We start from the raw sequence: 10,760 nt of genomic DNA on the forward strand, positions 1-10,760 counted from the left end.
GGGCCCCGACCCGCTACCCGCACGGCGACCGGCTCACCGTGACGCTGCCGGCCGGGGCGGCCGCTTCCCTCGAAGTGTTCGTCGACCACTCGACGGTCGAGCTGTTCTTGGGGGATGGGGCGCTGGCGTTCAGCCTGCGCAGCTTCCTCGCCGACCACGCCGGCGGCGTCCGGCTGGGGGGTGAAGGCGCGCTCGGTGTCCGATCCGCGCGGGCGCACCGGTTCGACTGAGATTTCCCCAAGAAGTCCCGCGCACCCGTTGGAAACGGCAACCAGCTCGCTAGTTGCCTTGGACACTTCCCAGAGAGCCGGTTGCGCTCTTAGTATGTTCAACGTTTAACACACTGGTGTGGCACGAAGCACAGCTCAACGCCGAGGACACACCCCGTACAAAGGAGACCGGTCCGCATGGATCATCCAGCAGTGGCAACCCGGGTCCTGGCCGCCGTCGGCGGCCCGGAGAACATCTCCGCCGCAGCACACTGTGCGACGCGTCTGCGTCTCGTGCTGAACGACCAAGAGAAGGTCGACCAGGCGGCGCTCGACAACGACCCCGACGTCAAGGGCACGTTCCTTGCCGGCGGCATGTACCAGATCATCATCGGCCCCGGTGACGTGGATGTCGTCTACGACAACATGATCTCCAAGGGCGGTGTCCGCGAGGTGTCCAAGGACGAGGCCAAGCAGGTCGCGGCCGAGAAGGACAACCCCGTCATCCGCCTCATCAAGACCATCGCGGACATCTTCGTCCCGATCCTGCCGGCCCTCATCGCCGGTGGTCTGATGATGGCCATCAACAACGTCCTGACCGCGCAGGGCCTCTTCGGGCCGCAGTCGGTCATCGAGATGTACCCGGTCATGACCGACTACGCCGCGCTCATCAACATGATCTCGGCCGCCGCGTTCGCGTTCCTGCCGGTCCTCATCGGCTTCTCGGCCACCAAGCGTTTCGGTGGCAACGTCTACCTCGGTGCCGCGATGGGTGCCGCGATGGTATCCCCGAGCCTCGTCAACGCGTACAGCTACGCCGCCATGGTCGAGGCCGGCGAGGCCATCCCGACGTGGAACCTGTTCGGCCTCCAGGTCCAGCAGGTCGGCTACCAGGCGCAGGTCATCCCCGTCCTCTTCGTCTCCTGGATGCTCTGCTTCATCGAGAAGCGCTTCCACAAGATGCTCAAGGGCGTGGCCGACTTCCTCCTGACGCCGCTGTTCACGATGCTGATCACCGGCTTCCTCGCGTTCATCGTCGTGGGCCCGCTGACCCGTCAGCTCGCCGACTGGATCACCTTCGGCCTCCAGTGGATCTACACGACCGCCGGCCCGCTCGGTGGCCTGATCTTCGGCCTGCTGTACTCGCCGATCGTCGTCACCGGTCTCCACCAGTCCTTCCCGGCCGTCGAGCTGCCGCTCATCGCTCAGGGTGGTTCGTTCATCTTCGCGATCGCGTCGATGGCCAACGTCGCCCAGGGTGCCGCCACCCTCGCCGTCTTCCTGAGGGCCAAGGACGCCAAGCTCAAGGGCATCTCCGGCGCCTCCGCGGCGTCCGCCCTGTTCGGCATCACCGAGCCGGCCATCTTCGGTGTGAACCTGCGCCTCCGCTGGCCGTTCTTCATCGGCATCTGCTCCGCCGCCATCGGTGGCGCGCTGATCGCCCTGTTCAACGTCCGCGCCATCGCGCTCGGCGCTGCCGGCCTCATCGGCTTCGTCTCGATCCGTCCGGCGGACATCCCGATGTTCCTCGTGTGCCAGGCCATCACCTTCGCCCTCGCGTTCGGTGGCGCCCTGTTCTACGCCTCGACCCGCGGCAAGGCGTCCCTGGCCGGTGCGGCCGTGGGCGAGGACCTCGACGAGGCCGAGAAGGAGGCCGAGGCCGCCGCCATCGCCGCGCACCCGGAGAAGTCGGCGCCCGCCGCCCTCCCGGTCGTGGAGATCCCCGCCGAAGCTGCGCACGACTACACGGTGACCGTCCCCGTCCAGGGCCGCGTCATCCCGCTCAACGAGGTCAAGGACGCCACCTTCGCCGGTGGCACCCTCGGCCCGGGCGCCGCCGTGATCCCCTCCGCGGGTCCGGTCGTCTCCCCGGTCGACGGTGAGGTCATCGTGGCCTTCCCGACCGCCCACGCCTACGCGCTGCGTTCGGCGTCCGGAGTCGACATCCTCATCCACATCGGCATGGACACCGTCCAGCTGAAGGGCAAGCACTTCACGCCGAAGGTCGTGAAGGGCCAGAAGGTCCGCCGCGGCGACGTCCTCGCCGAGGTCGACTGGGCCGCTGTGGCGGCCGAGGGTTACGACCTCACCACCCCCGTCGTCGTGAGCAACGCCAAGAAGCTCGCCGGCGTCGAGGTGACGGGCGCCATGGGCGACGGCAACCTGGGCGATGCCCTGCTGGCTGCCGCCCCCAAGGAGGCCACGGTCTGACCGTGGGCAAGGGCTCCACATGAGACGGGGCGGGCACCGATGCGGTGCCCGCCCCGTTCCCTGTGCCTGTTCGCCGCAGCGCTGTCCTGCCCGGTCACAGACCCACGCGGTTCAGGTGGTGCGCCCACAGATGAGGGTGACCGGCAACTCGATGGCCGGCACCTCCTCGTGGCAATCGCTGGAGTTGGCCTCGATGCGGGCCACGAGGATCTCGACCGCCTTGGCGCACAAGTCTGCGATGGGCTGCTGAACGGTGGTGAGACCTGGCAGGGCGCGCCGCATCGCGATCGTTCCGTCGAAGCCGACGACCTTCAAGTCCTCCGGCACGCGCATCCCGCGCTGCACGGCCCACTCCAGCACCGCGGCCGCCTGCAGGTCGTCGGTGGCGAACACCGCGTCGATGCCGACGGAGGCCGACAAAGCGTCGTGGACCAACCGGGTGCGCTGCGGCTCCGGGGTGTGGAAGTCGGCGGTGATGACCAGCGGCTCGATTCCCGCCTCGGCGAGCACCGCTCGGTAGCCGCGCTCACGCAGGTTGCGCGAGTGCGAGCGCGACGTGACGAGCACCGGACGCCGCGCCCCCCGCTCGAGCAGGTGCTCGGTGGCCATGCGGCCGCCGGCCTCATTGTCGGCGCGCACGTTCGGGACGTGCGGGGCGAGCTCGCGATCGATCGTGACGGCGGCCTGCCGGATGTTCTGGTACTCGGGCAGTGGGTCGTTGTGGGCGCCCGAGATGATGCCGTCCACGCGGTTGCGGACCAGGAGATCGAGGTGCTCCCGCTCCCGGTCGGCGCGACCGAAGCTGTTGCACAGCAACAGCCGCATCCCCCGCTCGGCCAGCTCGTTCTCGACGCCGACCGCAACCTCGCCGTAGAACGGCAGCGCCACGGTCGGCACGATGACACCCACCGTGCCCGTGCGCTGGCTCAACAGCGAGCGCGCCACCTGATTGGGCCGGTAGTCGAGCTCTTCGATCGCCTTCGACACACGCTCGCGCGTCGCCGCACTCAGGTAGCCACGGTTGTTGAGCACACGCGACACCGTCGCGACGGACACCCCTGCGCGCTCAGCGACGTCGCCGAGCCGGGGTTCGCGACCGGCTTCCATGACGTGCTCCTCTCCGTAGCCAACAACTCTAGTCGGAACGGTCACCCTCGCTCGGCCGGAGAGGCATCCTCGGCCTCGGGTACTGCCAGGCTCGGCGCCCCCAAGCAGTAGTAGGCCATCAAGACCCGGTGGAGATCATCGAGGTCCAGCAAACGCGAACGGCCGATCTGAACGAAGCCCGCGAGCATGTGCCGCCGCACGCCACCACGGCTCATCACGTCGAGGTACACGGCGCGCGTGTGGCTTCCCCACTGCGGTGCGGCGTCCAGGCGGACGGCGGCCACGTTGCTCCACCGCACGCCTGGACCGATGAGGGGCCGGACGCCGTGGGCGTCGATCTCCACCACCGTGAGCCCCAGCATCGCGAAGAAGGCGAGCACGAGGACGGCGATGGCCCCCCACCCGATCCACGAGGCGATGGGGCTCTGGGCGTGTGCGGTGGCGACGCCGATGACGGTCCCCGCGAACGCGCTGAAGGCCACCGCGGCGGCCAGCCACGGCGAAACCCGGATCGTGCGGCGCGGCAGGCGCGCCCGCGAGGTGGAGTGTGTCATCACGGGACGAAGGGCTGGTCCTTGTACTTGTCGTAGTAGTCGACCATCGTGCCCGTCTGGATGGCGTGGGCCATCTCTGCCAGCTGTTGCTCGTTCACGATGTTGATGGCCGCCCCGGCCTGCGACGTGCCGAAACCGCTGATGGGCGCCTGCAGCATCGCGATGTCGGCGGTGCTCTTGAGGCGCATCTGAGTGGCCGTCGAGAACAGCACGTCGTTGGTGAGACCCGAGTCGACGGTGAAGTAGCGGCTGAGCTCACCCATGACCTCGTTGAACCTGGCCGGGTTGGCCAGCAAGTCGCGCGACATCATGCCCTTGAGGATCGCTTTCACCATCGCCCGCTGCCGCTCGGCACGGTCGAGATCTCCACCCGGCAGTTCGTACCGTTGGCGCACGTAGAAGAGCGCCTCCTGCCCCGACAGCGTGATCTCGCCCTGCGGCCAGGCGTAGCGCGTGCCGTCGTCGGCGTGGCCCACCGAGGCGACCCGGTTGTAGACCGTCACCCCGCCGAGCGCCTGGGTGAGCCCCATGAAACCCTCGAAATCGATCTTCACCGCGTGGTCCATGCGGACGCCGACCAGCGACTCCAGCGTCTGCGTCGCGAGCGCCTCGCCGCCGTACGCGTAGGCGGCGTTGATCTTGTTCATGCCGTGACCGGGGATCTCGACCCACATGTCGCGGGTGAACGAGATGATGTAGACCCGGTCGTGGGTGGGCGGCACGTGGGCGAGCATGAGCACGTCGGAGCGGCCCTGGTCGCCGGAGCCCCGGCTGTCGCTGCCCATCAGGACGTAGTTGAACGAACCGGGAGCGGCGGCATCCTCGGCGGGACGCTCCTCCGTGGTGGTGGGCAGCAGACCGTCGCTACGCTCGATGTTGCTGGCCGTGGACCACACCCGCCAGACATAGAACCCGCCGACGATCAACGCCAACGACACGGCGATCCCGACGATCGTGAAGAACCAGCCGACGACGCGGCGTCCCACACTCGCGGGTTTCTTGTCCGGCGCCTGCGCCGGCGACGGGGTGGTCGCCACGGCCCGTCACACGTCGTCGGTGGCGGCCGCCCAGACGGCGGCGTCGCGGCGCAGCTTGTCAGCGCGGACCACCCACATGGCGTAGGCGACGAGCGCACCCACCATGGCCAGTCCCAGTCTCTTCACGCGCCCAGTCTAGGGAACCAGCGCAGCGTGCGCCGTCCTGTCCCCGGGTGACCCCGCGTTGCCTGTCGCTCGTAGGCTTGGTGTCGATGAGAGCGCGCGAGGTCTGGTTCCCTCCCGGCGCCACCCAGCGCGACTGGGTGGTGGACGGGATCCTCGCCGTGAGCCTGGCCCTCGTGTCCATCGTGCCCTACGTGCAGTACGCCGGCACCGGTGCACCCTGGTTCTTCCTCGTGGGCCTGTCGCTGGTGACGGTGCTGCCTGTCGCACTGCGCCGCCACGCCCCCCTCGTGATGCTGGTCCTCGTCGCGATCGGGTGCACGCTGCAGCTCGTGGCCTTCCCGGCGCCGACGCCATCGCTGTTCGCGATCCCCGTGGTGGCGTACACCGTCGCCCGGTGGGTGCCCGGTTACGCGTCGCGTTCGGTGGTGGTGGTCGGCGCCTTCGCCTCCATTCTGGGCCCGCTGCGCTGGTTCGGGATGAACTCGTCGGGCAACCCGAGCACCGACATTCTCTACTGGGGGGCCTGCATGGGCGCGGTCCTCACGCCGTATGCGATCGGACGCCGCAGCCGCGAGGTCGCCAAGGCGCGCCAGAACGAGATCCGGATCGCCGAGGAGCGCTACCAGTTGCTGCTCGCCGAGCGTGAGCAGCAGTCCCGGCTGGCCGAGGCGTCCACCCGGACGATGATCGCGCGCGAGCTGCACGACATCGTCGCCCACTCGCTGTCGGTGATGATCGTGCAGGCCGAGGGCGGCAAGGCGGCCGCCGTCCGGCAGCCCGAGGTGGCCGCCGAGGCGCTCGACACCATCGCCGAGACCGGGCGCGAGGCCCTCCATGAGATGCGCCGGATCGTCGGCGTTCTGCGAGCCGCCCCCGACTCGGTCGAGGAGCCGCCGACCTACGCGCCCACGCCCACGCTGCGCGACATTCCCGAACTCGTCGCGCGCACGTCCGATCGCGCCACCCTTGGCGTCCACGGCGAGCCGCAGGCCGTGCCGCCCGCCCTGGCCCTCACCGTCTACCGCGTGATCCAGGAGGCGCTCACCAACTTCCTCAAGCACGCCGGCCTCGACGCCCACGCCACCGTGAACCTCAACTACGGTTCGCAGAGCATCACGGTCGAGGTCGTCGACGACGGTCAGGGCGTCGAGGACCCCACCGACGGCGGTGGCAACGGGCTGCGCGGCATGTACGAGCGCGTCACGTCGATGGGCGGGACGCTGCGCGCGGGACCACGGGGCGACCACCCGGGCTTCCGCGTGATCGCCGTTCTGCCGGTGCGCGAGTCCGGCGTCCCCGCCACGCAACGAAGGAGTAACCCGCAGTGACCCCGATCCGTGTGTTCCTCGCCGACGACCAGGCGCTCGTCCGCAGCGGCTTCCGCATGCTCATCGATTCCTCCGAAGATCTCCGCGTGGTCGGCGAGGCGTCCGACGGCGCCGAGGCGGTTGCCGCCCTGACCGCCCACCCCGCCGACGTCGTGCTCATGGATGTGCGCATGCCCGTGCTCGACGGCGTGGAGGCCACCCGCCGCATCACCGCCGCAGGCCTGCCCACCCGGGTGCTGGTGCTCACCACGTTCGACCTCGACGAGTACGCGTTCGCCGCCCTCAAGGCGGGCGCGAGTGGCTTCCTTCTCAAGGACGCCCGGCCGGCCGACCTGCTCACCGCCATCCGGACCGTGGCTGCGGGCGACGCGGTGGTGGCGCCCTCGACCACCCGCCGCCTGCTCGACCACGTTGCCCCCACCCTGACCAGCAGCCCCCGCGCCCAGGATCCGCGCCTCGCCCTCCTCACCGACCGTGAGCGCGAAGTGCTCGACCAGGTCGCCACCGGCGCCACCAATGCCGAGATCGCCGCCACCTTGTACATGGCCGAGGGGACGGTGAAGACCCACATCGGGAGACTGCTGACAAAACTCCAGGCGCGCGACCGCGTCGGCCTCGTGCTCTTCGCGTACGAGAACGGCCTCGCCGGCCGCTGAGCACTCACCCGGCCAACTCCTCGGCCAGGTCGAGCGCATGGGCACGCAACGCCCGCACACCCTTGCTGCACCGCCACCGCACGCTGTCGCTGCTCGTGCCCAGCTCGGACGCCGCCGCCCGGCTCGACCTGCCGTCCACGTACACGACGCGAAGCGTCCGGCGGGTGGTCGCGTCGATGTAGCCGAGCCGCTCCCCCGCCTCGAGGAGATCCTCGGCGTCCCAGCCCTCCGGCCCCTGGGGCGCCGCCCAGCCGAAGGAGTCGACCCCGCGCGTGCGGGCCTTGACCAGCTTAAGGGTGTCCAACGCCAGGTTGGCCGCCACCCGGCGCGGACGCTGCGCGACTGGGTAGGTGCAGATCCTCTCCCAGAGCGCCGCGAGGTAGTCGGAGAGGTCGGCGGCGGCGTCCCTGCTCGCCATGCGCACCATCTTGGGCAACAATGCCTGCAGCACCACCCGGCCAGCCAGCCCGTCACCGGCCGCGTGCCGGCGCAGCAGGGCCAGCAGCGCGGCGTCCGGGTCGTTCCTGACCGCCGCGAGCGACCCTACGAGCCCGGCCGCTTCTGACAAGCAGTTCCACTCGGCGTCGAGCCGGCGGAGGGTTTCGGTCATCGCTTCGCAGGTCATGAGCGCCAGCCTCTCCGGGGGGTGTTGGCAAAGGTGTTGGCGGGCCGGCGGGAGTTGTTGGCCATCCTGAGCACACAAACGGGCACGAACCGGAGGAAAGAAACCTGCGGGCAACCGCCCTCACGGCGTTGCTGAGTGTGGGACTTGGGCTTAGATTTGGTTGTGCCCGGGAGGCTGCTGGTTGGGGTGCCGCAGCCTCTCGGTGCCTTTCTTCCCCGTTCTCACTCGCCCTCGAGCACGCGCGCGAGGAAGTCGCGCAGATCTCCGCTCTCGCCGTCGCGTCCGCCGCGGTTCACGACCAGGTCCGGTGGGGACGCCGCAAGCTTGACCCCCCTCACCCGGCCCAGCAGCGAGTTGGGCACCACCAGCACGTACCACGACCCGTCCGTTGCGATCCCGAGGGTCTGGGCCCGGTTCACGTACCAGCCGGTCTGGTCGCTCCGGACGCGGCGCCCGTCCACCTGGGTCGCCAGGAGCGGCACCGGCGCGAGGCCGCGGGCGGCGGCGTCCGCGACGAAGGCGTCGATGATCACCTGCGCTGCCTGCGCCTCGCCTGCGCGGGCTGCTGCGGCCAGTTCGGCCATCCGGCGGGCGTCCGCGCGGCGCTGCTCACTCATGGCCTCCACGCTAGCCGGTGACGCGGCCGCACCGGTCCGTCTAGCATCCGCCCATGGAGGTGTTCACCGCCGGGGTTCTCCTGGCGCTCGCTGCGATCCCGGTCGCGATCCTCGCGCTGGCGGTCGCGGCGTCCACGTGGCCCTTCGTCGCGCCGGCCAAGCCTCCTCTGGCCGACCTCGTCCAAGACGCCGCCGACCCCGACGCCGAGCGCCCCCGCATGCACAGCCTGACCCAAGGCCTTCTCGCCGCGTGGGTCGCGTTCGGTCTGGCTCTCGCGCTCACCGTGGTGGCCTCCGCACTGGGCGGATCGTTCCCCCTCAACCTGCCGGTCCTGGCGTTGGCGCCTTGGGTGGGGTTCGGCTGCGCGCTGGGCGTCTTGTCGGTGTGGCCGCTGCGCCCTGCCGACCATGCACCAAGCTCGGTCGGCCGGCGCATCCAACTGGTCTCCGCCCTGCCCCCGTGGCTGAAGCTCGCGCTGGGGTTCGCGACCAGCGTGCTCGCCGGGACGCTGCTGGCCACGGGTCTCACCGGCGTCGTGGACCCCGACACGGGCGAGCACATGGCTCTGCCGGTTCCCTCCGTCATGGACTGGCGGACGCTCGGCGACCAGGTGATCGACGTCGTCTACACCGACTACGGCATCACCGTTCCGTGGCCGGGATGGTCGTGGGGGTTGCCCACCCTGGTCGGCATGGGCGTGTGCGCCGCACTGCTGACCGCCGTAGCCGCGCAGCTCACCCGCTCCCGGGGTCCACTCGCCTCGGCGCTCCACGACGTGGACGTCGCCACCCGCCGCCATGTCGCCGCGTTCGTGGGCCTGCTCGCCGCAGCGGCCGTCGCCGCCTCGCTGTGCGGGACCCTCCTGATGGTGGGGATCGTTCTGCGGCAGATCTCCGGCGTGCCGACTCCGGCGATCGACGGCGTCTACTCGCGGCAGGTGCTCGCCTACGCCGAGCCTCTGGGGACCCTCTCCCAGGTCATCTCGTGGCTCGGCTGGGCGCTGGGTGCTTCCGCCTTGGTGATCCCGTGGTGGGCAGGCATGGTCATCCGCGAGTTGCGACGCGCCGAGCGGGCGGCGCGCACCGTCTTCTGAACCGGAAGGATGGGCTGCATGAACGATGAGGCGCGGGCCAGGGAACTCGTCGGTGCCGCCCAACGCATCCTGGCGTTGACGGGCGCCGGTCTGTCGACGGCGTCGGGGATCCCCGACTTCCGAGGTCCCCAAGGGCGCTGGACCCTCGACCCGGACGCCGAACGGGTCTCCACCCTGGACTACTACCTCCACGACGAGGCGGTTCGGCGGAAGGCGTGGCGGGTCCGCGCCGAATCCCCCGCGCGCGGCGCTCGGCCCAACCCTGGCCATCTGGCGCTCGTCGAACTGGAGCGTCAGGGACGCCTCGCAGGCATCGTCACCCAGAACACCGACGGCCTGCACCTCGCCGCCGGCTCGAACCCCGCGCTCGTCCACGAAATCCACGGCAACGCCCGCACCTGGCGCTGCGAGGACTGTCACCGCACCGGTCCCATGGCCGACATGCTGGTTCGCGTCGAAGCGGGCGACGATGATCCGCGCTGCCCCCGCTGCGGCGGCATCACCCGGGCGACGGTGATCCTGTTCGGAGAACTGCTCGACCCCTCCGTGCTGGACGCCGCCGTCGCCCTCGCCGGCGCCTGCGATCTCGTGCTGGCGATCGGCACCTCCCTCACCGTCCACCCGGTGGCCGGCCTCGTCCCGTACGCGGTGAACTCCGGCGCCCGGCTCGTCATCGTCAACGCCGAGCCGACACCCTACGATGCTTGGGCCGACGCGGTCGTCGCCGACCCCATCGAAGACGTCCTGCCGCGGCTCGTGGGCTGAGGCTCCCCGCGTGGCAGGCCACTTCCCTCGCGCTGCGCCACTTCCCTCGTGCCGCACCACTTCCCGCGCGTTGCAACGGTAGGGAAGTGTGCCGGAACGAGGTACGTGCACCCGGGCGCGGTGAGTGCACCCCTCAGCCCAGCAGGACGCCGTCCTTCAGCACCGCCGCGACCGTCCAGTCGGACGCCAGCGCGACGGCGTCCGCTCGCGACCCCGGTGCGAGTTCTCCGACGCCGGGCAACCCCAGGTAGAGGGCTGGGTTGAGGGTGGCTGCACGGACGGCGTCCACCCAGTCGACACCCCAGCCGATGGTGTTGCGGACGGCGTCCGCCAGCACCAGGGTGCTGCCGGCGATCGTGTCGGTGCCGGCGATGTGCGCCTGACCGTTGCGCACCTCGACCGCGAGCTCGCCCAGCACATAGTCGCCGTCG

The 10,760-nt window shown here is 70.2% G+C and carries 12 protein-coding genes; 6 read left to right on the forward strand and 6 right to left on the reverse strand.

The window, feature by feature from the left end:
- Both Q1K57_RS11710 and Q1K57_RS11715 read left to right on the forward strand, forming a co-directional pair.
- Positions 1–230, forward strand: a 230-nt coding sequence (locus Q1K57_RS11710; RefSeq protein ID WP_300082774.1) for a GH32 C-terminal domain-containing protein, incomplete at its 5' end; no start/stop codon positions are given.
- A 192-nt stretch (positions 231–422) separates the two neighbouring features.
- Entirely contained in the window at positions 423–2,420 is a 1,998-nt protein-coding gene (locus tag Q1K57_RS11715) for a sucrose-specific PTS transporter subunit IIBC (RefSeq protein ID WP_300082777.1), read from the forward strand.
- A gap of 111 nt (positions 2,421–2,531) precedes the next feature.
- Here Q1K57_RS11715 and Q1K57_RS11720 read toward each other — a convergent pair whose 3' ends face one another.
- Genes Q1K57_RS11720 through Q1K57_RS11730 form a run of 3 tightly spaced genes read right to left on the reverse strand, consistent with a single transcriptional unit; the run spans position 2,532 to position 5,118 of the window.
- Positions 2,532–3,527: a LacI family DNA-binding transcriptional regulator gene (locus Q1K57_RS11720; RefSeq protein ID WP_300082780.1), complete on the reverse strand. Its 996-nt coding sequence runs from the start codon at positions 3,525–3,527 to the stop codon at positions 2,532–2,534.
- Positions 3,528–3,568: 41 nt separating this feature from the next.
- Complete coding sequence (locus Q1K57_RS11725; RefSeq protein WP_300082784.1) at positions 3,569–4,081, reverse strand: hypothetical protein; 513 nt, start codon at positions 4,079–4,081, stop codon at positions 3,569–3,571.
- Positions 4,081–5,118 carry an LCP family protein gene (locus Q1K57_RS11730; protein WP_300082787.1) on the reverse strand — a complete coding sequence of 346 codons (1,038 nt, stop codon included), beginning with the start codon at positions 5,116–5,118 and terminating at the stop codon, positions 4,081–4,083. The genes Q1K57_RS11725 and Q1K57_RS11730 overlap by 1 nt, the downstream gene beginning before the upstream one ends.
- 212 nt (positions 5,119–5,330) lie before the next feature.
- Here Q1K57_RS11730 and Q1K57_RS11735 point away from each other — a divergent pair, with 212 nt between their 5' ends.
- Positions 5,331–6,572, forward strand: a complete 1,242-nt coding sequence (locus Q1K57_RS11735; RefSeq protein ID WP_300082790.1) for a sensor histidine kinase — start codon at positions 5,331–5,333, stop codon at positions 6,570–6,572.
- The gene (locus Q1K57_RS11740; protein WP_300082792.1) at positions 6,569–7,228 is read left to right on the forward strand and encodes a response regulator transcription factor; all 660 of its coding nucleotides are present in this window, start codon (positions 6,569–6,571) and stop codon (positions 7,226–7,228) included. Before Q1K57_RS11735 ends, Q1K57_RS11740 begins: the two co-directional genes overlap by 4 nt.
- 4 nt (positions 7,229–7,232) lie before the next feature.
- Here Q1K57_RS11740 and Q1K57_RS11745 read toward each other — a convergent pair whose 3' ends face one another.
- Positions 7,233–7,853: a hypothetical protein gene (locus tag Q1K57_RS11745; protein ID WP_300082794.1), complete on the reverse strand. Its 621-nt coding sequence runs from the start codon at positions 7,851–7,853 to the stop codon at positions 7,233–7,235.
- Positions 7,854–8,074: 221 nt separating this feature from the next.
- Complete coding sequence (locus tag Q1K57_RS11750; RefSeq protein WP_300082796.1) at positions 8,075–8,470, reverse strand: hypothetical protein; 396 nt, start codon at positions 8,468–8,470, stop codon at positions 8,075–8,077.
- Between the two features lie 53 nt (positions 8,471–8,523).
- On the opposite strand from Q1K57_RS11750, the gene Q1K57_RS11755 reads away from it, so the two are divergent.
- Entirely contained in the window at positions 8,524–9,564 is a 1,041-nt protein-coding gene (locus Q1K57_RS11755) for a hypothetical protein (RefSeq protein WP_300082798.1), read from the forward strand.
- 18 nt (positions 9,565–9,582) lie between these two features.
- Entirely contained in the window at positions 9,583–10,329 is a 747-nt protein-coding gene (locus Q1K57_RS11760) for a Sir2 family NAD-dependent protein deacetylase (RefSeq protein WP_300082800.1), read from the forward strand.
- A 133-nt stretch (positions 10,330–10,462) separates the two neighbouring features.
- Here the strand turns inward: Q1K57_RS11760 and Q1K57_RS11765 are convergent.
- On the reverse strand, positions 10,463–10,760 hold a 298-nt coding region (locus Q1K57_RS11765), incomplete at its 5' end, for an amidohydrolase family protein (protein WP_300082802.1).

Origin of the sequence: Propioniciclava sp. (assembly GCF_029977985.1) — a bacterium.
GTDB lineage: Bacteria > Actinomycetota > Actinomycetes > Propionibacteriales > Propionibacteriaceae > Propioniciclava.